Raw genomic sequence first — 19498 nt, 5'->3', positions numbered from 1 at the left:
ACGGTCTAGGTGGCCAGCGCCTCCTCCGGCTCGCCGCTCACCCTCGGCTGCTCTGCCGGCATCACGTCCGCCGTCGCCCGGTGGGCCGGGTCGCGGACCTCGCCCACCAGCGTCTCCAGGACGTCCTCCAGGGCGACCAGGCCCAGCACCTTGCCGGAGGCACCCGCGACCTGGGCGAGATGCGTGGCCGCTCGGCGCATGACGGTCAGCGCGTCGTCGAGGGGCAGCTCGGCCCGCAGGGTCGTCATCGGGCGCCACACGTGCTGCGGCACTGCCCGGTCGGACTCCTCCAGGTCCAGGACGTCCTTGACGTGGACGTATCCCATGAAGGGGCCCTGGTCCGTCGCGGAGACCGGGAAGCGGGAGTACCCCGTGCGGGCCGTCAGCGCGACGATCTCTCCCGGGGTGACCGCCGGTGTGACCGTGACCAGCGACTCGCGGCGCAGCAGGACGTCCGTCACCGGGCGGGAGCCCAGCTCCAGGGCGTCCTCCAGGCGTTCCCGCTCCTCGGGGTCGAGCAGGCCCGCCTGGCCGGAGTCCTCCAGCAGGCGGTTGAGCTGCTCGGTGGTGACGACCGCCTCCACCTCGTCCTTCGGCTCGACCCGGAACAGGCGCAGGATGGCCTGGGCGCAGGCGCCGAGGGCCACCGTGATCGGCTTGCACAGGCGGGCGAAGGCCACCAGACCCGGACCGAGCCACACCGCCGCCTTCTCGGGAGCCGCCATGGCGAGGTTCTTCGGCACCATCTCGCCGATGACCAGGTGGAAGAAGACCACCGCGGCCAGGGCGATGACATAGCCCAGCGGGTGCACCATGCCGTCCGGCAGGTGGACCGCCTCGAACACCGGCTCCAGCAGACGCGCCACCGTCGGCTCGGCGACCGCGCCGAGCGTCAGGGAGCACACGGTGATGCCGAACTGGGCCGCGGCCATCATCTGGGGCAGCCGCTGCAGGCCGTAGAGGACCTGGCGTGCCCGCGCCGTCCCCAGCGGTTCGATCTGGCTGCGGCGGACGGAGACGAGCGCGAACTCGGCGCCGACGAAGAAGCCGTTGGCGAGCACGAGCAGCGCGGCGAAGGCCAGTTGGAGGACGCTCATCGGGCGGCCTCCATCACGTTGGCCGCCGGGGCCGTCCTGACCAGGCGGACCCGTTCGGCGCGGTAGTGACCGACCTGGCGGACCGAGAGCCGCCAGCCGGGCAGTTCGGCCCGGTCACCGGGGGCCGGGATGCGGCCGAGCACGTCGGCGACGAGCCCGGCGACCGTCTCGTACGGCCCCTCGGGCACGTCGAGGCCTATGCGCTGGAGGATGTCGACGCGGCAGCTTCCGTCGACGTCCCAGGCGGGCCTGCCGTCCTCGGGCGGGGCGGCGGCCAGCTCGGGCACGTCCGTGGCGTCGTGCTCGTCGCGGACCTCGCCGACGAGTTCCTCGACGATGTCCTCCAGGGTGACCACGCCCGCCGTGCCGCCGTACTCGTCGACGACGACGGCGATGGGCTGCTCGGAGCGGAGCCGGGCGAGCAGGGGCTGGACCGGCAGGGTCTCGGGGACCAGCAGCGCCTTGCGGGCGATGCGGCTCACCGGCGTGCGCAGCCGGTCGCGCACCGGGACGGCGAGGGCGTCCTTGAGGTGGGCCATGCCGACGATCTCGTCGATCTTCTCCCGGTAGACGGGGAAGCGGGACAGGCCGGTGGCCCGGGTGAGGTTGACGACGTCCTCGGCGGTGGCCGAGTCCTGCAGGGCACTGACCTTCACCCGCGGGGTCATGACGTGCTGGGCGGTCAGCTCGCCCAGGGACAGGGTGCGTACGAACAGGTCGGCCGTGTCCTGCTCCAGGGCGCCCGCCTGGGCGGAGTGCCGGGCGAGGGACACCAGTTCGCCGGGGGTGCGGGCGGAGGCCAGTTCCTCGGCCGGCTCCACGCCGAGCGCGCGCACCAGCCGGTTGGCGACCGTGTTGAGCGCGGCGATCACCGGGCGGAACAGCCGGGAGAAGTGGTGCTGCGGGCCGGCCACGAACCGGGCGACCTGCAGCGGCTTGGACACCGCCCAGTTCTTGGGCACGAGCTCGCCGACCACCATCTGGACGGCGGAGGCCAGCAGCATGCCGACGACCACGGCTATGCCGGAGACGGCTCCGCCGGGGATGCCGAGCGCGGCGAACGGGCCGCGCAGCAGCCGGGCCAGCGCCGGTTCGGCGAGCATGCCGACGACGAGGGAGGTGATCGTGATGCCGAGCTGGGTGCCGGAGAGCTGGAAGGACAGCTCCTTGAGCGACTCGGCGACCCGGCGGGCCCGGCGGTCGCCGTCGGCGGCGGCCTGCTCGGCGTCCGTCGACTCGACCGTCACCAGGCCGAACTCGGCCGCCACGAAGAAGCCGTTGGCGAGGATCAGCAGGAAAGCCGCTCCGAGGAGCAGCAGGGGGATGGTCACGCTGCCACCGCCTTCCCGGTATGTCGGGTCGGGGCGGCGCAGGTACTACAGGACGATCCGTCCATCGCTGGAGGGAGTCACTCCTCGGGTAGCAGGAACCCCTGGGCACCGGGTGGCGTCAAGGGGCGGAGGCGCAGCGAAAGGGCCTCCGCCACCAGATTAATCAAGACACGGGCCACTCGGGCAGGGGCGGCACCCCCAGTCAGCCCTGATCTTCCGTCGGGTGGGCCGGGGAGCGGGCCTCGGCGAGGGCCCGCAGGGCCTGCGCGTCGGCGATGGCGCGCTGCTTGGCGAGGCCCGGCTGGATGCCGAGCGCGGGCAGGCTGGTGCCGTCGCTGAGGTTGAGGAACACCCAGGGATCGCCCGGACGGAGGTTCACCTGGAGGATCTCCGCCCAGTCCAGGCGCCGTTCGCCGGCGATGTTCACCACGGTCACGCCGGACTCGTCGGCGACGACCTTCACCCGGGCCAGCCGGGCCAGCACCCAGAAGATCAGCGCCCCGGTGACGACGAAGCTCGCCCGCTCCCCCGGACCGAGGTGCTCCAGCAGCAGTGCGATCCCGGAGATCGTCAGGAAGATCGCCACACCGGCGGTGAGCAGGATGGCCCGGGTGTGTCCCGGCCGGAAGGTGACGGGCAGCGAGGGCGTGTCGGACATCTCGTGCGTGTCCCTTACAGGCGGCAGGCGTGGATGGCCGTGGTGAGGATGGCGCGGGCGCCGATGGCGTACAGGTCGTCCATGATCCGCTGCGCCTCCTTGGCGGGGACCATGGCGCGGACCGCGACCCAGCCTTCGTTGTGCAGCGGGGAGACGGTCGGGGACTCCAGGCCGGGGGTGAGTGCGACGGCCTTCTCCAGCTGCTCGACGCGGCAGTCGTAGTCCATCATGACGTACGTCCGTGCGACCAGGACGCCCTGGAGACGGCGCAGGAACTGCTCGACCTTCGGTTCCTCGGTGTCGGCGCCGGTGCGGCGGATGACGACCGCCTCGGACTTCATGATCGGCTCGCCGAAGACCTCCAGGCCGGCGTTGCGCAGGCTGGTGCCGGTCTCGACGACGTCGGCGATCACCTCGGCGACACCGAGCTCGATCGCGGTCTCCACGGCGCCGTCCAGGTGGACGACGGAGGCGTCGATGCCGCTCTCCGCGAGGTGCTGCTGGACGATGCCCTCGTAGGAGGTGGCGACCGTCTTGCCCTTGAGGTCGTGGATGCCGTTCGCGGTGCCCGGCTTGGCGGCGAACCGGAACGTGGAGCGGGCGAAGCCGAGCGGCAGGATCTCCTCGGCGTCGGCGCCGGAGTCGATCAGCAGGTCACGGCCGGTGACGCCGATGTCGAGCCGGCCGGAGGAGACGTAGATCGCGATGTCGCGGGGGCGGAGGTAGAAGAACTCGACCTGGTTCTCCGGGTCGACGATCCGCAGCTCCTTGGACTCGCGGCGCTGCTGGTAGCCGGCCTCATGCAGCATCTCCGCCGCAGGGCCGGAGAGTGAACCCTTGTTGGGGACGGCGATGCGCAGCATGAGGTCGGCTTCCTTTGCGTGAAGGGGTTTCTACGGCTCGTACGGCTGATACGTCTTATACAGCGGGCGGTTCACAGATGGGCGTAGACGTCGTCCAGGGAGATCCCGCGGGCGACCATCATCACCTGGACGTGGTACAGCAGCTGGGAGATCTCCTCGGCGGCCGCCTCCTTGCCCTCGTACTCGGCGGCCATCCAGACCTCGGCGGCCTCTTCGACGACCTTCTTGCCGATGGCATGGACGCCCTTGCCGACCAGCTCTGCGGTGCGGGAGGTGGCGGGGTCGCCGTGCGCGGCCTTCTGCTGGAGCTCGGTGAAGAGCTCCTCGAACGTCTTCTTGGACATGGTGGTCCTTACCCTACGCGCTCCGGCCGCTGCCTCAGTGCCAGGGTTCGGATACTGAGCGGAGCGTGGCGGCGGTCGCGACCGCCGCGGTCACCGCTTCGTGGCCCTTGTCCTCGTTCGAGCCCTCCAGGCCGGCCCGGTCCAGGGCCTGCTCCTCGGTGTCGCAGGTGAGCACGCCGAAGCCGACGGGGACGCCGGTCTCGATGCTGACCTGGGTGAGGCCCTGGGTGACGCCCTGGCACACGTAGTCGAAGTGCGGGGTGCCGCCCCGGATGACGACGCCGAGGGCGACCACGGCGTCGTAGCCGCGCCCGGCCAGCACCTTGGCGGCGACCGGCAGTTCGAAGCTGCCGGGGACCCGGATCAGGGTCGGCTCGTCGATCCCCAGGTCGTGCAGGGCGCGCAGGGCGCCGTTCACCAGACCGTCCATCACCTTCTCGTGCCACTGCGCCGCGATGACGGCGACCCTGAGGTCGCTCGCGTTGCGTACGGACAGTTCCGGTGCACCCTTGCCGCTCACGTGTCTCCTAAGTGCCTTCTTGCTCACTGGTTGCCGCAGGTGGCCGCGGGGGCGGCCACAGAAGCTGTTGCCGGCACGGCCGCGGAGGCGGTCACCGCGGGCGTGTCCAGCCAGGGCAGGTCGTGCCCCATCCGGTCGCGCTTGGTGCGCAGATACCGGAGATTGTGCTCGCCGGCCTGGATCGGCATCGGCTCGCGGCCGGTGACCTTCAGGCCGTGGCGCAGCAGTGCGTCGGTCTTGTCGGGGTTGTTGGTCATCAGCCGGACGCCGCGCACGCCGAGGTCGGCGAGGATCTGCGCGCCGGCGCCGTAGTCGCGGGCGTCGGCGGGCAGGCCGAGTTCGAGGTTGGCGTCCAGGGTGTCGCGGCCCTGCTCCTGGAGCTCGTACGCGCGAAGCTTGGACAGCAGGCCGACGCCCCGCCCCTCGTGACCGCGCAGATAGACCACCACGCCCCGGCCCTCCTCCTGGATGCGCGCCAGGGCGGTGTCCAGCTGGGGGCCGCAGTCGCAGCGCAGGGAGCCGAAGACGTCGCCGGTGAGGCATTCGGAGTGGACGCGGACCAGGACGTCCTCGCCGTCGCCGATGTCGCCGTGGACCAGGGCGACGTGCTCGACGCCGTCGACGGTGGAGCGGTAGCCGTGGGCGGTGAACGTGCCGTGCTTGGTGGGCAGTAGGGTCTCGGCCTCGCGGCGGACGGTGGGCTCGCTGCTGCGGCGGTAGGCGATCAGGTCCTCGATGGAGATGATCGTCAGGCCGTGCTTGCGGGCGAACGGGATCAGCTCGGGCAGGCGGAGCATCCGGCCGTCCTCACCGGCGATCTCCACGATGGCGCCGGCCGGGCGGAGCCCCGCGAGCCGGGCGAGGTCCACGGCGGCCTCGGTGTGGCCGTTGCGGACGAGGACGCCGCCGGGCTTGGCGCGCAGCGGGAAGACATGGCCGGGGCGGACGAAGTCCGTCGGCTCCGCCGCGCCGCTCGCCAGCAGCTGGAGGGTGGTGGCGCGGTCGGCGGCCGAGATACCGGTGCTCACTCCGTGCGCGGCGGAGGCGTCGACGGACACGGTGAACGCGGTCTTCATCGACTCGGTGTTGTCCTCGACCATCTGCGGCAGCCGCAGCCGGTCGAGCTCCGGGCCCTCCATGGGGGCGCAGATGAGCCCCCGGCACTCGCTCATCATGAAGGCGACGATCTCGGGGGTCGCCTTTTCGGCGGCGACGACGAGGTCGCCCTCGTTCTCCCGGTCCTCGTCGTCCACGACGACGACCGGGCGGCCGGCCGCGATGTCGGCGATGGCCTGCTCGATGGGGTCGAGCCCGAAGGTCTCGATGGGGTCGGTGGCGTACAGGGGCGGTGCCGAGGTCATGCCGGGGCTCCTTCCAGGACGGGCTGCGCGCCCCGGCGGGAGCGCAGCCACCAGTCGCGCATGCCCCACAGGACGAGTGCGCCGTAGATGACGTAGACGAAGCCGGAGAAGGCGTAGCCGTTGGCGAAGTTGAGGGGGACGCCGACGAGGTCGACGAGCAGCCAGGCGATCCAGAACTCGACCATGCCCTTGGCCTGGGCGTACATGGCGACGACGGTGCCGACGAAGATGTAGGCGTCGGGCCAGGGGTCCCAGGACAGGGACGGGTAGGCCGTGAAGAGCTGGGCGACGGCGATCGTGCCGGCGGCGGCCGCGCCGAGCATCGTCGCGCGCTCGCGCCAGGTGGCGAAGCGGGGGGCGATGTGGCCGTCCGCGGAGCGGCCCTTGCTGCGCTGCCACTGCCACCAGCCGTACAGGGCTACGGCCATGACGACGGTCTGCTTGCCGGCGCTGCCGGTCAGATGGCCGTAGAAGGCGGCGAAGAGGACCAGGCCGGAGAGGAACTGCACGGGCCAGGTCCACAGGGAGCGGCGCCAGCCGAGGGCGAGGGTGATCAGACCGAGGATGTTGCCCACCATGTCCGACCAGATGATGCGCTGGCCGAAGAGGGTGAAGGCTTCGGAGTTCAGCCAGTTCACTTGCCCGCTCCCTGGGCGCGGTCGCCGAGGAGACGCTCGACGTACTTGGCGATGACGTCGACCTCGAGGTTGACCGGGTCGCCGGGCTGCTTCACGCCGAGCGTGGTCAGGGCGAGGGTGGTCGGGATGAGGCTGATGGTGAAGTAGTCGGGCCCGGCTTCCACGACGGTGAGGCTGATGCCGTCGACGGTGATGGAGCCCTTCTCGACCACGTACCGGGCGAGGTCCGCGGGGAGCGAGATCTTCACGATCTCCCAGTTGTCGGAGGGCTTGCGCTCCAGCACCGCGCCGGTGCCGTCGACATGGCCCTGCACGATGTGCCCGCCGAGGCGCGCGCCCACGGCGGTGGGGCGCTCCAGGTTGACGCGGGAGCCGACGGTGAGCGCGCCGAGGCTGGAGCGGTCCAGGGTCTCGGCCATGACGTCGGCGGTGAACTCGTCGCCCTCGTGCTCCACGACGGTGAGACAGACCCCGTTCACGGCGATGGAGTCGCCGTGCTGCGCGCCCTTGGTCACGACGGGGCCACGAAGCCGGAAGCGGGAGGCGTCGCCGAGATTCTCGACGGCGGTGACCTCACCCAGCTCTTCGACGATTCCGGTGAACACTTCCCGGGTCCTCCTGCCTCTTCGGGCACGGACTCCGGGGCCTGTCGATGACGACAGAATGTACGGGTGAGCACACCGAGGCGACGCCGAAAGAGGGACCCGTCCCGTACGGACGAGTCCAGAGTCGGCGGCGCGCATGGGTACATGCTCGCCCGCCGCGCACTGCCTCCCATCCGGACTTTAACCGTCGGTCCAGGAATTTCACCTGGTCAACCGGCCGCTGGAAGCGACCGGGTCGCGGACTGTAACCGCCGGTTCGGACTTTCACCGACCCCGGAGTGCGCTGCTTCTGGTACAGAGTCAGTGTGCCACGCCGGGTGGCGATGCAGACAGGCGAGGGGTGTGGGCTCCCTCACAGTGCGTGTCGCGGGACTTGCGCGGCGCAGTCGTGGCGTACAACTTCCCTACTGCCAGGGCGGATTGACCTTGGTCCGGACCCATTGACCACAATGGTCTAGTCCTTTTAGGGTGCGGACGGGTCCGGCGGCGGTGACGACGGCCCTTGCCCGCCGCCGGACCGCCACAGTGCGCCCGCCCGGACCGTCACCGACGTGCGGCGTTCGGCCGATGTCACATTTCCCGGGGGCCGCACGGTCTCAGTGGACGAGGGTGCTCCGATCGGGGGCACACGGAGTCCGAAGGGACGAACGGCATGACCACGATCCTGGTGACCGGCGGGACCGGCACGCTCGGCCGACGGGTGACGGACCGGTTGCGGGCGGAGGGGCACGAGGTGCGGGTGCTCAGCCGGCACACACCGCCGTACGCCGTCGATCTGCGCGTGGGCGGGAGCGGGCTGGACGCCGCGCTCGCCGGTGTGCAGACCGTGGTGCACTGCGCGAGCTCTCCGCGGGGCGGGGACGAGGAGGCGGCCGGCCGTCTGATCGCGGCGGCCCGGCGGACCGGGGTGGGCCATCTGGTCTACATCTCCATCGTCGGCATCGACCAGGTGCCCCTCCGCTATTACCGGACCAAGCTGGCCGTGGAGCGCCGGATCGAGGCGTCGGGGCTCGGCTGGACGGTCCTGCGCACGACCCAGTTCCACGACCTGCTGGTCACGATCCTGGCCGGGCTGGCGAAGTCGCCCGCGCTGCTGGTCCCGGCCGGGGTCCCGGACCAGCCGGTGGAGGTGACCGAAGTCGCCGACCGCCTGGCCGAGTTGGCGCTCGGTGCTCCGGCCGGACGGGTCGCGGACATGGGCGGCCCCGAAGTCCGCACCCTCGACTCCCTGGCCCGCGCCTACCTCCGCGCGACCGGCCGCCGCCGGGCCGTGGCACAGGTACCGCTGTTCGGCCGCACCTACCGCGCCGCTCGCGCAGGAGGCCTGCTGACACCCGAACGCGCCGTGGGGAAGGCGACGTTCGAGGAGTACCTGGGGCGACGGTTCGGGGGGTGACGACGCGGGCGGGGGGAGGCGGGCCGGGAGAAGGGGGCGGCTCAGGGGGCCTAGGGAGGGCGGCCGGGAGAAGGCGGGCGGTGGAGGCGGCTTGGAGGAGGCGGGCGGCGGAGGGGGCCTGGGGAGGGCAGGCGGTAGAGGCGGCCTGGAGGAGGGGGCGGCACAGGCAGCCTGGAGTAGACGGGTGGCAGAGGCAGCCTGGAGTAGACGGGCAGCACAGACAGCCCGGGGAAGGCGGGCAGCGCAGGCGGCCTGGAGAAGGCGAGCGGCACAGGCGGCCCGGGGAAGGCGGGCGGCACAGGCGGCCCGGGGAAGGCGGGCAGCACAGGCGGCCCGGGGAAGGCGGGCAGCACAGGCGGCCCGGGGAAGGCGGGCAGCACAGGCGGCCCGGGGAAGGCGGGCAGCACAGGCGGCCCGGGGAAGGCGGGCGGCGGAGGCAGCCTGGAGTAGACGGGCGCCGGAGGCGGCCTGGAGAAGGCGGGCGGCACAGGCGGCCCGGGGCGGGCGGGTAGGCGAGGACGGCAGGGAGAGGGCGGTCGCGGGCAGGCGGGGTTGGGGGCAGACAGGTTTGGGCGACGGACTCGGCCGCGCCCACGCCCGTGCGGCGGTCAGCTCCATCCGTCCGACCGCTGAGCCGCGCGCCTGGTAACCAGCCAGTTCCCGTCTGGAGACCGAGCCCCACGCCCAGTTCAGGGCCAGCCCCCACCCGGAGACCGAGCCCCACGCCCAGCGTGACAGTCAGTTCCGGTCCGAAGGTGCGAACAGTTCGTCCTGGGCCCGGTCCCGGGCAGTCAGCAGGGCGCCGCGGAGCACCGCCGTACCACCGAGGGTGCTCGCCCGGACCTCCGTGGGCAGGGGCGACATCCGGCGGAGCCGCTCCTCGACGAGGTGCGCGAGGACCGGGCCGCCGGCCTGCCCGGCCTCTCCGCCGAGCACCACACAACCGGGGTCGAGTACGGCCACCACGGACGCGGCGCCGATGGCGATCCGGTCGGCGAGGGCCTGGAGGAAGCGGTCGGCGGGCCCTTCGGCACCGGAATGAGCCGCGTCCGCGGCACCACCCTCCGCCGCCGTCTCCGCCGTGCCCGCAGAGCCCTCCGCCACGCTCTCCGCCGCGTCCGCACGGCCCTGCTCCCCCGTCGTGCCCACCGCGCCCGCGGGACCCTCCCCCGCCCTGGTCACCGTGCCCGCAGGACCGTAACCCCCCGTCCTTTCCGCCACCGCCTTGCGGATCACCTCCGCCGCGGCCGGGCCGTCCATCGTGGTCGGGACCGGAAGGCCGTGTTGCGTCGCGAGGGAGCCGATGGCTGCCGCTCCCGCCAGCGAGTGGAAGCCTCCGTCGCAGTCCCGCGCCGAGGGAAGGGAGCCGGTGCCCGGGACCGGCAGGAAGCCGATCTCGCCGGTGCCGCCCGAGGCGCCGCGGCGGAGCGTGCCGTCCAGGACGACCGCCGCGCCCACGCCGTGCCCCAGCCAGAGCAGCACGAAGGTGTCCCGGTCCCGGGCGGCGCCCTCGCGCTGTTCGGCCAGGGCGGCGAGGTTGGTCTCGTTCTCCACGGTGACCCGGGCCCCGGGCAGCCGTTCCTGCAGAGTGGCGGCCAGGCTGCGGTGCCAGGCGGGCAGGCCGCCGGAGTCGCGCAGATCGCCGGTGGCCGGGTCGATGAGGCCCGGTGCGCCGATGCCGACGGTGTGCAGCCTCCCCCACCCGCGAACGCCCTCGCGCGAGGGCGCCCCCATGGCCCCGGCCTCCTTCGCGGTCCGCTCCACCGCGGCCACCGCCTGCTCCACGGCGGGCCCGGTCCCGGTGTCCCCTCCGATCGGTACGGACGCCTCGGCGAGCACCCGCCCGAGCAGGTCGGAGACCAGCACGTCGACGCCCCCGGTGCGGACGTCGAGCGCGGCCAGATGAGCCTGGTCGGCGACGATGCCGTACAGCCGGGCGTTGGGGCCGCGGCGCTGCTCGCCGGACTCGCCGACCACCGTGATCAGCCCGGCGGCGCCGAGCCGTTCCACGAGGTCGGCGACCGTCGGCCGGGACAGGCCCGTCAGCTGCTTCAACTGGCCTGCCGTGAGCGGGCCTTCCTGCTGGAGCAGGCTCAGGGCGAGCCGGTCGTTGATGGCCCGGGCGGTGCTGGGTGATGCGGGCATGAGGGGAATCCTCCCAGATCCACGCGGCACGGGACGGCCACATATCCCCTATCTATCAGGCAGGGTCCCTGATAATTTACGGCGGGTCAGCGGGCGGCAGCCACCCGGGGAGGGGCAGACCATGAAGGACGTGGGCTACGAGCACCGCGAGGTGACGCGCGCCCGGTACGCCGTGGCGGCGGTGTTCACCGTGCACGGCGCCGTCACCGGCTCGTTCGCGACCCGGGTGCCGTGGATCCAGGACCATGCCTCACTGGGCGCGGGGCAGCTCGGCTTCGCGCTCGCCTTCGGGGCGTTCGGCGCCTCGTGCGCGATGCCGCTGGCGGGCCGGATCAGCCACCGCTTCGGCAGCCGTACGGCGCTGCGCGGCCTGATCGCGCTGTGGACGCTGTCGCTGATCCTGCCGTCCCTCGCGCCGAACCTGTACACACTGTGCCTGGCGATCTTCGTGTACGGCGCGAGCTCGGGCATGGCCGACGTCGCCATGAACGCGCTCGGCGTGGAGGTCGAGCGGCTGCTCGGAAAGTCGATCATGTCGGGGCTGCACGGCATGTGGAGCACGGGCGCCCTGATCGGCTCGGCGGCGGGCACCCTGGCCGCACACCTCGGCGCGGACGCCCGGCTGCACTTCGCGCCGGCGGCGGCCACCCTCACCGTCCTCGGTGTCCTGGCCGCCGGCTGGGTCCTGGACGTGCAGCCGGCCGCCGACGAGGAGCCGCCGCCGAGGTTCGCGCTGCCGCCCCGGTCCGCGCTGCTGATCGGTGCGGTGGGCTTCTGCGCGGTGTTCGCGGAGGGGGCGAGCCTGGACTGGTCGGCGGTGTTCCTGCGGGACCGGATGGACACGTCGGCCGGTCTCGCGGCGGCCACCACCACCGGGTTCATGCTGACCATGGCGATCGCCCGGATCAGCGGAGACGCGGTGGTGAACCGTTTCGGCCCGGTGCGCACCGTGCGCGCCGGAGGTCTGCTGGCCGCGCTCGGCGGGCTGCTGATCGTCCTCGCCGGGGATCCGGCGGTGGCGATGGCCGGGTTCGCGTTGATGGGCCTGGGCATAGCGGTGGTCGTACCGCTGTGCTTCGCGGCGGCCGGGCACGCCGGACCGAACCCCAGTCAGGCCATAGCGGGCGTCGCGACGATCACCTACACCTCGGGGCTGATCGCGCCCGGCCTGATCGGCGGGGTGGCCCAGGCGACCAGCCTGACGGTGTCGTTCTGCCTGGTCACGGCGCTGGCCTGCGGTCTGGTGGGGTGCGCGGGCGTGCTGCGCGCCGGGGAGCGGGGCGTGCGGGCAGGGGTCAGCTCCCGGGCCGCAGCAGTTCCCGGCCCACGGCCCTGAAGGCGTCGGCCCACGGCGTGGGCCGCAGCGTCGACGCGTCCAGCCGGACCAGCACGCGGGTGCCCTGGCCGTCATCCGTGCCCAGGGCGGGACAAGCGCCACCGGGACCGGCGCGGTCTTCGTCGGCGGTGTCGCGCTGTTCCTGGTCGGGCTCGCGGTGCAGCGGTTCGGCGCGCGGATCATCCACGCCGCGATGCCGCCGTTCGTCACCGGCGCAGTCGTCCTGCTGATCGGCTTCAACCTGGCCCCCCGGTACCGACCACTGGCGCCTGGACCTCTCCGGCGTCTCCAAGGCCGACTGGATCGGCCTGCCGCATTTCACGACCCGGAGTCGGGCGTCCCGGAGGCTCCGCGCGCCAAGTCGTAGGCGTACGACGGGGTGAAGGTGCCGGCCGTGCCCCGGCAGCCGTCGGACTCCCCCGGCAGCTTCACCCACAGGTACGCGTCGATCCGGGCCGCGCCGGTGTCCAGGGTCGGGGCCCGGCCGATCCTCCGGCCGGCCGGGTCGCACCACTGGCCGTCCGGCGGGGCGCCGTTGCCGTTGCGGCTGGTGTCGATCACCGCGCCCAGGCGCGCCGGGCCGCCGAGCGCGGCCAGGACCTGCCGGTCGTAGGCCATCTCCTCGGCCGTGGTACGGAAGTTGGAGACGTTGCTGAAGACGCCGTCGGCGTCGGCCGCGCCCGCCTGTCGCAGCAGGGCCGCCTGCTTGTCCGGCGGGTTCCAGCCGGAGTGGCCCGCGTCGTAGTAGACCCGGGCCCGTGGATCGGCCGCCTTCAGCACCCGGCCCGCGCGGGCCAGCGAGGCGAACCGGGCGGCGCGGTCGGCCCGGCTCAGGCAGCCGGACTGGGCGACGGAGTCCGGCTCCAGGATGACGATCACCTCGCCCGGGCCCAGTCCCCGAGCGAAGGCGTCGATCCAGGCGTCGTAGGCGGTGGGATCCGGCGCGCCGCCCTGGGAGGCGCCGCCGCAGTCCCGGTCCGGGATGGTGTACGGCACGAGCACCGGGACCCGGCGCTGCGCCACCGCGTCCGCGGTGACCGCGCTCACCCGGGCGGCGATGGTGCCCGGGTCCGGATCGGTGAACCACACGGCGGCCGGCCGGTCGGCGATCCGTGAGGCGATGACGACGGTGCGCGGATCGCCGGGGTGGGCGCGGACCCAGTCCAGCACCTGCGAGCCGGGATGGCGGTACAGGAGCGGGGGCGCGGGGGAGGTCGACCGCGTGCTCGGGGCGCGCGTGACGGCGGAGGTGGGGGTCGCCGTGTCCGGCCCGTGCCTCGAAGGGGCACGGGGCTGTGCCTGACCTGCGGCCTTCGTCGCGTGGGCGCGATCGGCGACGTCGGACCCGCGGACGACCGACGGACCGGCACGGCCCTCCCGCGGAGCGCTCAGCGCGGAGATCACGCCGGTGACGGCGCCGACCAGGGTCACCAGCGAGGCCGCCGTGACCATCACCCCGCGCCGCACGGCACGCCGGCGTGCGGCCCGGCGTTCGGCCAGCCGCCGGGTACGTAAGCCTGACACGGTACCCCTCCCCCCTCAGCAGCCGCACCACGGCGGTCCGTTCCCCCGTTCCGGCGAAGCACCGGGCCCGTCGGGCGCGCCGGTCGGCCCAGGGCTGGGACCCTTCCCCCATGGCGCAGCTGGAACACTTCACCACCCCCGTCGACGCGGTCGTCTCCCGGATGCGCGCCCTCGCCGCGGCCCTGCCCGAGCGGGACGGTGTCGCCGTGTTCAACCGCGTCTACCTCACCGTCACCGAGGAGGTCGACCGGCGCCTGGACGCCGGGGAGTTCCCTGACCCACGAGCGGCGACCGCGCTGGACGTGCGGTTCGCCGAGCGCTATCTGGCGGCGGTCGACGCGTCGGCCGCGGACCGCCGTCCGCCCGCCTGCTGGCGTCCGCTGTTCCAGTTCCGCCGCCATCCCGGGGTACGGCCGCTGCAGTTCGCGCTGGCGGGCATCAACGCGCACATCGGGCACGACCTTGCGCTCGCCGTGGTGGACGCCTGTCGTACGCTCCGCTGCGAACCGCCCGATCTGGAGGACGAGTTCGACCGCGTGGGCGATCTCCTCACCTCGCTGGAGGAGCGTGTCCGCGAGGATCTGATGCCAGGTCCCGACCTGCTCCAGATCGCGGATCCGCTCACGCATCTGCTGGGCTCCTGGAGCCTGGAGCGGGCCCGCGACGCGGCCTGGGCGGCGGCCCGGGCCCTGTGGGCGCTGCGCCACTGCGGTGATGTCGCCGAGGACTTCGCCGAACGGCTGGACGCGGCGGTGGGATTCGCGGGGCGGATGCTGCTGACACCGCTCGACGACTGACCTGGCCGGATTTCGCCCCTGCGCGCGCCGCCTGTGGAACTCCCCAGTGACCGCCGTACGTTGCTACGCAAGCATCCGATCGCAGAGGAGCAGCGGTATGGCGACCCGGCTCGGCCTGAGTCTTCCTCAGATGCGGCAGTACTCGATCGGCACGGACGTGCCCGCGGTGGCACGCGCCGCCGAACGGATCGGCTATGACAGCCTGTGGGTGTTCGAGCGGGCTCTGTTCCCCGAGCCCGCCACCCAGGGCCTGTACGGCGTCGAGGGCCTGCCCTGGCCCGATCAGTACCGGAACGTGGCGGACCCGCTGGTCACCCTCACCCTGGCCGCTGCGGCCACCGAACGGGCGGAGCTGGGTTCCAGCGTCCTGGTGGCGCCGCTGCACGTGCCGTTCCAGCTCGCCAAGGTCCTGGCCTCGCTGGACGCGGCGAGCGGGGGCCGGGTGATAGCGGGCCTCGGCACCGGCTGGTCCCTGGACGAGTACGCGGCCTCCGCCGTCCGGCCCTTCGAGGAGCGCGGCAAGGTCCTGGACGAGATCATCGAGGTGTGCCGGGCCGTGTGGGGGCCCGATCCGGTCGTCCACGACGGACAGTTGACCAAGATCGCTTCCGCCGTGGTCGGGCCCAAGCCCGCCCGGCCGATCCCGATTCTGCTCGCCGCGGGCAACAGGCGGGCGTGGCGGCGGCTGGTGGACCACGCCGACGGCTGGCTGCCGGTGGGCCTGGGTGCCGAGCAGGTCGCCGCCCAGTGGCGCGAGCTGCGGGAGCTGGCGGAGGAGCGCGGGCGCACCGAACCGATCCGGACGGTTCTGCGGGTGAACACCGTCCAGCTGCCCAAGGCGTACGAGGGCGCGGACCGCCGGCCCTTCCAGGGCAGCGTGGACCAGATCGTCGAGGACCTGGTGGAGCACGCGCGGATCGGCTTGGACGAGATCCTCATCGACCTCCAGGGCAGCGCGCGGGACGCCCAGGAGCTGGCGGACGTCGCCGCCGAGGTGTTTGAAAAGGCGCGGGCGGCCGGAGTCTGAGGCCGGCCGCCCCCGCCTTGGTCTGTGCCCGGTTCCCGGTCAGTCCTCGGGGAGTTCGACGGGCGCGATGTCGTCGTAGACGTCGCCCGGGCCCGGGTTGGCCGGGTCGGTCTCGCCGCCGAAGTGGTGCATCACGCCCCAGACCGCGTTCAGCGCGGTCTGGATCGCGCCCTCGGCCCAGCCGGCGGTCCAGGAGATGTCGTCGCCGGCGAGGAAGATGCCCCGCTTGTCCTCGGGCAGCCGGTCCTGCATGAAGTGGGTGAACAGGCGCCGCTGGTAGCGGTAGTGGCCGGGCAGGTTGGCCTTGAACGCGCCCATGAAGTAGGGCTCGTTCTCCCAGGAGACGGTCACCGGGTTGCCGATGATGTGCTTCCGGATGTCGACCTTCGGGTAGATCTCGCCGAGCGACTTCAGCATGACCTCCATCCGCTCGTTCGCGGACAGCGGCAGCCACTTCAGGCTGTCGTCGCACCAGGTGTAGGACAGGCAGATGACGGCGGGCTTGTCCGGGCCGTCGTCGAGCAGGTAAGTCCCGCGCGTCATACGGTCGGTGAGCGTCATCGACATGACGTCCCGGCCGGTCTCCTCGTCCTTGTCGAGCCAGAACGGCCGGTCCACGGGCACGAAGAGCTTGCTGGACTCCATGTAGTGGGTGCGCTCGATCGCGGTCCAGTGGTCGATCGGGAAGAGCGAGTCGTCGCAGGCGATCTTGGACAGCAGCATCCAGGACTGGGCGGTGAAGATCGCCGCCTTGTAGGTGCGGATGTCGCCGTCGGCGTCCGTCACGGTGATCTGGTTGCCCGCGGTGCGGTGCAGCCGGGTCACGGCCGGGCGCGGCTCGCCGTCCGCGTGCAGGGACTTCAGCGAGGTGCCGTACGGCCAGTGGACGATCTTCTGCGGCTCGCGGTCCCACAGCCGCAGCGGCAGCTGCTGGGAGCCGCCGACGATGCCGCGGTGGTGGTCGTCGGCCTCGGTGTAGACGACGCGCAGGATCTCCAGGATGGAGTTCGGGAAGTCGGTGTCCCAGCCGCCGGTGCCGAAGCCGACCTGGCCGAAGATCTCGCGGTGCCGGAAGGACTTGAAGGCCTCGGAGTCGCAGAGGAAGCCGTAGAAGGTCTGGTTGTCGAGCTTCTCGACCAGCTGCGCCCAGATCTCGCGGATGCGCGGGACATCGCGCTCGCGCATGGCGCGGTTCATGTCGGAGAAGTCGGCGCCGTCCTCAAGGCACTTGTTCCAGGCGTCGGCGACGTCCCGGTACACCTGGGGCAGGTCGTCGACGGTCTCGGCGTAGTGCGACTCGCCCTTCAGGTCCACGACGGTGGACGGGGTGGCCTCGGCCAGCGGGTTCGGGAAGGGCCTGGTCTCCAGGCCGACCATGTCGATGTAGTGCTGCAGGGCGGTGGAGGACGGCGGGAAGCGCATCGCGCCCATCTCCGCGGTCAGCGACTCGTCGCAGCCCTCGAAGCCGACGGTGCGCAGCCGGCCGCCGATCTGGTCGGCCTCGTAGACGACGGGCTTGAGACCCATCTTCATCAGCTCGTACGCGGCCACGATGCCGGACAGACCGCCGCCGATCACGGCGACCTCGCTGCCGTGCTCGGTCGCGGGTATCTGACCGAGGCCCGCCGGGTGGGCGAGGAAGTCGTCGTAGGCGTAGGGGAAGTCCGGGCCGAACATGGTGATCGGCGGCTGCTGCTCGTCGGTGTGCTCGACGGCGTTGGGCACCGTGGACGTCATGGGGTACGGACTCCTTGCGCGGGGGTGGAACGGGGCGGGCTCGTGGGGGCGGTCAGACCAGGGACCCGTACAGACCGGGGCGGCGGTCCTGCAGGTACGGGTTGGCCTCGCGGGAGGCGGCCAGGAAGGCGGGGTCGGCGTCGGCGAACACCAGCTGTTCGGCGCGGCCGGCGCGGGCCCGGGCGACACCGTCGGGACCCGCGAGGACGGAGAGCCCGACGAACTCGAACTCCCCTTCCTGGCCGACCCGGTTGACGTACGCGACGTACATCTGGTTCTCCCAGGCCCGCACCGGCACGAGGGACTCGGCGACGAACTGGAAGGGGTGCATCTGCGCGGTCGGGACGACGAGGAGGTCGGTGCCGGCCAGGGCGTGGGCGCGGACGTTCTCCGGGAACTCGACGTCGTAGCAGATCATCAGGCCGACGGTGAGGCCGTTCAGCTCGGCCTGGACGACCGGCTGCTCGCCCGGGGTGAAGTGGTCGCGCTCGAAGCAGCCGAAGAGGTGGGTCTTGCGGTAGTTCGCGAGCCGGGTGCCGTCGGCGGAGATCAGCTGGGCGGAGTTGTAGACGGTCTCGCCGTCGCGCTCCGGGTAGCCGTAGGCGATCGCGATGCCGTGCCGGGTGGCGGTCTCGGCGATCGCGTCGGCCCAGTCGCCGTCGGCGGGCTCGGCGAGGCGGCCGATGGCGTCGCCGATCGCGTACCCGGTCAGGAACATCTCCGGTGCGGCGAGCAGCGCGGCGCCCGCGGCGGCGGCACGGGCCGCGGCCTCGTCGAGGACCTTGAGGTTCTCGACGACGGAGCCGGGGCGGCCGGAGCTCTGGAGCAGGGCGGTACGCATGCGTGTTCCTCACCGGACGCGGAGGGGTTAGGAGGTCATTAAGAAGGTACGGTCGGCGCGCTCGGCCGGACAAGAAGGAGCCGTTGCGCGCCGGTGCGCGGTTCGTTGCGTGGAGTGCGGGCCGGGCGGCGATTCGTTGCGCGCCCTCGCGGCCGGTTCCCGTCCTCCCTGAGACGCAGGTCACGGCCGGTGCTCCCCGCCGGATGGCGGAGACGGGATCCCGCCCGCGGTGCGATGTGCGGGCGGCCCGCCGCCGGGAGAGTGGTGAGCGTTCAGTTCACGCGCTTGATCTGCGGAAAGGACCGTCATGAAGCGTCGTACGAGGATCGCCGCCGTCGCCGCCACCACCGCCCTGCTGATCACCGCCGGTACGGCCGGGGCGGCACTGGCCGCGGGCGGCGGGGCGCCCGACCCCACGCGCGAGGCCGCGGCGCTGACCGGTACGGCCAAGCTGTACCGCTCGGCCGGGGACGACATCACCTTCAGCTTCGACGCGCATCTGGCGCAGAAGAACACCATGGACCCGCGCAAGGCCACCGGGACCTTCGAGTTCAGCCACTACCTGCACGGTCGGGGAGCCTGGGCCAAGGCCAAGGTCGACTGCCTGGTCACCGGCGGCCCGGTCGCCGTCGTCTCCGGTGTGATCACCGCGTCCGACCTGCCGGGGGCCAAGGGCAGGCGGGTCGGCGTCACGGTGCACGACCTCGGCCGGCACGACCGGCTGGGCTACAGCTGGGCGGGGGTCGGCAGCCCCACGGACACCAAGGACCTGCCGCCGTGCGTGTCGTCGGCTCCCTTCGAGCAGGTGAAGCAGGGCACGGGTGACTTCAAGGTCGTGCCCTGGCAGCCCAAGCTCTAGCTCTACGGTCGCCTACTTGCCGGTGCCGGCACCTAGATCTCGCGCAGCCGCTCCACGATCTCCCGCAGCAGCCCCGGGTCGGTGGCCGCGCCCCCGGCCGGGAGCTTGCGCGGCTCGTCGATACGGATCAGGCCCGCCTCGGCCAGGTCGCCGAGCAGGACGCGGAGGACGGTCAGGGGCAGGTCGGCGTCCGCGGCCAGCTCCACTACCGGGCGGGGGCCGCGCCGGATCACGTCGAGCAGGGCGGCGCGGGCGTGGTCGATGTCCGGGCCTTGCGCGTCGGTCTCCAGCGCGGTGACCCGGGACATCAGGTCGATGGCGTGCGCGCCCGAGGGCCGGGTGCGGCCCCGGGTCACCATGTAGGGGCGCACCATCGGGCCGGTCTCGTCCTCGTACCAGTGCTCGTCGCTCACCGCGGG

At 72.6% G+C, this 19498-nt stretch carries 19 protein-coding genes, 2 pseudogenes and 1 riboswitch; of the genes and pseudogenes, 6 read left to right on the top strand and 15 right to left on the bottom strand.

Annotation, left to right across the window (positions count from 1 at the left end; translation table 11 throughout):
* Positions 1-5: 5 nt before the first annotated feature.
* The 9 genes from AB5L52_RS35785 to AB5L52_RS35745 all read right to left on the bottom strand — a co-directional run bounded on the left by AB5L52_RS35785 (position 6) and on the right by AB5L52_RS35745 (position 7417).
* Positions 6-1097 (bottom strand): hemolysin family protein, encoded by a 1092-nt coding sequence (locus AB5L52_RS35785; RefSeq protein WP_369367673.1) that lies wholly within the window; start codon positions 1095-1097, stop codon positions 6-8.
* The gene (locus AB5L52_RS35780) at positions 1094-2428 is read right to left on the bottom strand and encodes a hemolysin family protein (RefSeq protein ID WP_351028301.1); all 1335 of its coding nucleotides are present in this window, start codon (positions 2426-2428) and stop codon (positions 1094-1096) included. The genes AB5L52_RS35785 and AB5L52_RS35780 overlap by 4 nt, the downstream gene beginning before the upstream one ends.
* Positions 2429-2630: 202 nt before the next feature.
* Complete coding sequence (locus tag AB5L52_RS35775; protein WP_351028304.1) at positions 2631-3086, bottom strand: PH domain-containing protein; 456 nt, start codon at positions 3084-3086, stop codon at positions 2631-2633.
* 14 nt (positions 3087-3100) lie between these two features.
* Positions 3101-3949, bottom strand: a complete 849-nt coding sequence (hisG, locus tag AB5L52_RS35770; protein WP_351028306.1) for an ATP phosphoribosyltransferase — start codon at positions 3947-3949, stop codon at positions 3101-3103.
* A 71-nt stretch (positions 3950-4020) separates the two neighbouring features.
* On the bottom strand, positions 4021-4293 hold the full coding sequence (locus tag AB5L52_RS35765) for a phosphoribosyl-ATP diphosphatase (protein ID WP_023552153.1): 273 nt from the start codon (positions 4291-4293) through the stop codon (positions 4021-4023).
* A 34-nt stretch (positions 4294-4327) separates the two neighbouring features.
* Positions 4328-4813, bottom strand: coding sequence for a 6,7-dimethyl-8-ribityllumazine synthase (ribH, locus tag AB5L52_RS35760; RefSeq protein WP_351028309.1), 486 nt, complete (start codon positions 4811-4813; stop codon positions 4328-4330).
* A 23-nt stretch (positions 4814-4836) separates the two neighbouring features.
* Complete coding sequence (locus AB5L52_RS35755; RefSeq protein ID WP_369367672.1) at positions 4837-6174, bottom strand: bifunctional 3,4-dihydroxy-2-butanone-4-phosphate synthase/GTP cyclohydrolase II; 1338 nt, start codon at positions 6172-6174, stop codon at positions 4837-4839.
* A complete protein-coding gene (locus AB5L52_RS35750) occupies positions 6171-6812 on the bottom strand; it encodes a nicotinamide riboside transporter PnuC (protein WP_369367671.1) in 642 nt (213 codons plus the stop codon). Before AB5L52_RS35750 ends, AB5L52_RS35755 begins: the two co-directional genes overlap by 4 nt.
* Positions 6809-7417 (bottom strand): riboflavin synthase, encoded by a 609-nt coding sequence (locus AB5L52_RS35745; protein ID WP_351028317.1) that lies wholly within the window; start codon positions 7415-7417, stop codon positions 6809-6811. The genes AB5L52_RS35750 and AB5L52_RS35745 overlap by 4 nt, the downstream gene beginning before the upstream one ends.
* 155 nt (positions 7418-7572) lie before the next feature.
* A riboswitch (FMN riboswitch) is annotated at positions 7573-7703 on the bottom strand.
* Between the two features lie 366 nt (positions 7704-8069).
* On the opposite strand from AB5L52_RS35745, the gene AB5L52_RS35740 reads away from it, so the two are divergent.
* The gene (locus AB5L52_RS35740) at positions 8070-8813 is read left to right on the top strand and encodes an SDR family oxidoreductase (RefSeq protein WP_369367670.1); all 744 of its coding nucleotides are present in this window, start codon (positions 8070-8072) and stop codon (positions 8811-8813) included.
* Positions 8814-9551: 738 nt separating this feature from the next.
* Here the strand turns inward: AB5L52_RS35740 and AB5L52_RS35735 are convergent.
* Positions 9552-10958 (bottom strand): ROK family transcriptional regulator, encoded by a 1407-nt coding sequence (locus AB5L52_RS35735; protein WP_369367669.1) that lies wholly within the window; start codon positions 10956-10958, stop codon positions 9552-9554.
* A gap of 121 nt (positions 10959-11079) precedes the next feature.
* On the opposite strand from AB5L52_RS35735, the gene AB5L52_RS35730 reads away from it, so the two are divergent.
* Positions 11080-12294, top strand: coding sequence for an MFS transporter (locus tag AB5L52_RS35730; protein ID WP_369367668.1), 1215 nt, complete (start codon positions 11080-11082; stop codon positions 12292-12294).
* Here the strand turns inward: AB5L52_RS35730 and AB5L52_RS35725 are convergent.
* A pseudogene (locus AB5L52_RS35725) lies at positions 12254-12361 on the bottom strand (acyl-CoA thioesterase); the annotation flags it as partial. The gene AB5L52_RS35730 and the pseudogene AB5L52_RS35725 overlap by 41 nt on opposite strands.
* Between AB5L52_RS35725 and AB5L52_RS35720 the strand changes: the two are divergent.
* A pseudogene (locus AB5L52_RS35720) lies at positions 12362-12614 on the top strand (solute carrier family 23 protein); the annotation flags it as partial.
* On the opposite strand, the gene AB5L52_RS35715 reads toward AB5L52_RS35720, so the two are convergent.
* Positions 12613-13746, bottom strand: coding sequence for a glycoside hydrolase family 6 protein (locus AB5L52_RS35715; protein ID WP_369369019.1), 1134 nt, complete (start codon positions 13744-13746; stop codon positions 12613-12615). The pseudogene AB5L52_RS35720 and the gene AB5L52_RS35715 overlap by 2 nt on opposite strands.
* Before the next feature lie 182 nt (positions 13747-13928).
* Between AB5L52_RS35715 and AB5L52_RS35710 the strand changes: the two genes are divergently transcribed.
* A complete protein-coding gene (locus AB5L52_RS35710; protein WP_351566920.1) occupies positions 13929-14615 on the top strand; it encodes a DUF5995 family protein in 687 nt (228 codons plus the stop codon).
* 97 nt (positions 14616-14712) lie between these two features.
* Entirely contained in the window at positions 14713-15642 is a 930-nt protein-coding gene (locus tag AB5L52_RS35705) for an LLM class F420-dependent oxidoreductase (protein ID WP_369367667.1), read from the top strand.
* A 39-nt stretch (positions 15643-15681) separates the two neighbouring features.
* Here the strand turns inward: AB5L52_RS35705 and AB5L52_RS35700 are convergent, their stop codons facing one another.
* Together AB5L52_RS35700 and AB5L52_RS35695 are read right to left on the bottom strand one after the other, a co-directional pair.
* On the bottom strand, positions 15682-17379 hold the full coding sequence (locus AB5L52_RS35700) for a flavin monoamine oxidase family protein (protein WP_369367666.1): 1698 nt from the start codon (positions 17377-17379) through the stop codon (positions 15682-15684).
* Between the two features lie 52 nt (positions 17380-17431).
* The gene (locus AB5L52_RS35695; RefSeq protein WP_351028332.1) at positions 17432-18220 is read right to left on the bottom strand and encodes a carbon-nitrogen hydrolase family protein; all 789 of its coding nucleotides are present in this window, start codon (positions 18218-18220) and stop codon (positions 17432-17434) included.
* A gap of 307 nt (positions 18221-18527) precedes the next feature.
* Here AB5L52_RS35695 and AB5L52_RS35690 point away from each other — a divergent pair, with 307 nt between their 5' ends.
* Positions 18528-19079, top strand: a complete 552-nt coding sequence (locus AB5L52_RS35690; RefSeq protein WP_369367665.1) for a Repetin — start codon at positions 18528-18530, stop codon at positions 19077-19079.
* A 32-nt stretch (positions 19080-19111) separates the two neighbouring features.
* On the opposite strand, the gene AB5L52_RS35685 is transcribed toward AB5L52_RS35690, so the two are convergent.
* Positions 19112-19492, bottom strand: coding sequence for a DUF742 domain-containing protein (locus AB5L52_RS35685; RefSeq protein WP_351566932.1), 381 nt, complete (start codon positions 19490-19492; stop codon positions 19112-19114).
* Positions 19493-19498: the final 6 nt, after the last annotated feature.

The organism is Streptomyces sp. CG4, assembly GCF_041080655.1.
In the GTDB taxonomy this organism is placed as follows: domain Bacteria; phylum Actinomycetota; class Actinomycetes; order Streptomycetales; family Streptomycetaceae; genus Streptomyces.
This window is presented reverse-complemented; position numbering and strand designations above follow the sequence as displayed.

Coding starts and splice junctions, on each gene's coding strand:
- AB5L52_RS35785 (WP_369367673.1), bottom strand. CDS start 1,097: ATGAGCGTCCTCCAACTGGCCTTCGCCGCGCTGCTCGTGCTCGCCAAC.
- AB5L52_RS35775 (WP_351028304.1), bottom strand. CDS start 3,086: ATGTCCGACACGCCCTCGCTGCCCGTCACCTTCCGGCCGGGACACACC.
- hisG (WP_351028306.1), bottom strand. CDS start 3,949: ATGCTGCGCATCGCCGTCCCCAACAAGGGTTCACTCTCCGGCCCTGCG.
- AB5L52_RS35765 (WP_023552153.1), bottom strand. CDS start 4,293: ATGTCCAAGAAGACGTTCGAGGAGCTCTTCACCGAGCTCCAGCAGAAG.
- AB5L52_RS35755 (WP_369367672.1), bottom strand. CDS start 6,174: ATGACCTCGGCACCGCCCCTGTACGCCACCGACCCCATCGAGACCTTC.
- AB5L52_RS35740 (WP_369367670.1), top strand. CDS start 8,070: ATGACCACGATCCTGGTGACCGGCGGGACCGGCACGCTCGGCCGACGG.
- AB5L52_RS35735 (WP_369367669.1), bottom strand. CDS start 10,958: ATGCCCGCATCACCCAGCACCGCCCGGGCCATCAACGACCGGCTCGCC.
- AB5L52_RS35730 (WP_369367668.1), top strand. CDS start 11,080: ATGAAGGACGTGGGCTACGAGCACCGCGAGGTGACGCGCGCCCGGTAC.
- AB5L52_RS35715 (WP_369369019.1), bottom strand. CDS start 13,746: ATGGTCACGGCGGCCTCGCTGGTGACCCTGGTCGGCGCCGTCACCGGC.
- AB5L52_RS35710 (WP_351566920.1), top strand. CDS start 13,929: ATGGCGCAGCTGGAACACTTCACCACCCCCGTCGACGCGGTCGTCTCC.
- AB5L52_RS35705 (WP_369367667.1), top strand. CDS start 14,713: ATGGCGACCCGGCTCGGCCTGAGTCTTCCTCAGATGCGGCAGTACTCG.
- AB5L52_RS35700 (WP_369367666.1), bottom strand. CDS start 17,379: ATGACGTCCACGGTGCCCAACGCCGTCGAGCACACCGACGAGCAGCAG.
- AB5L52_RS35695 (WP_351028332.1), bottom strand. CDS start 18,220: ATGCGTACCGCCCTGCTCCAGAGCTCCGGCCGCCCCGGCTCCGTCGTC.
- AB5L52_RS35690 (WP_369367665.1), top strand. CDS start 18,528: ATGAAGCGTCGTACGAGGATCGCCGCCGTCGCCGCCACCACCGCCCTG.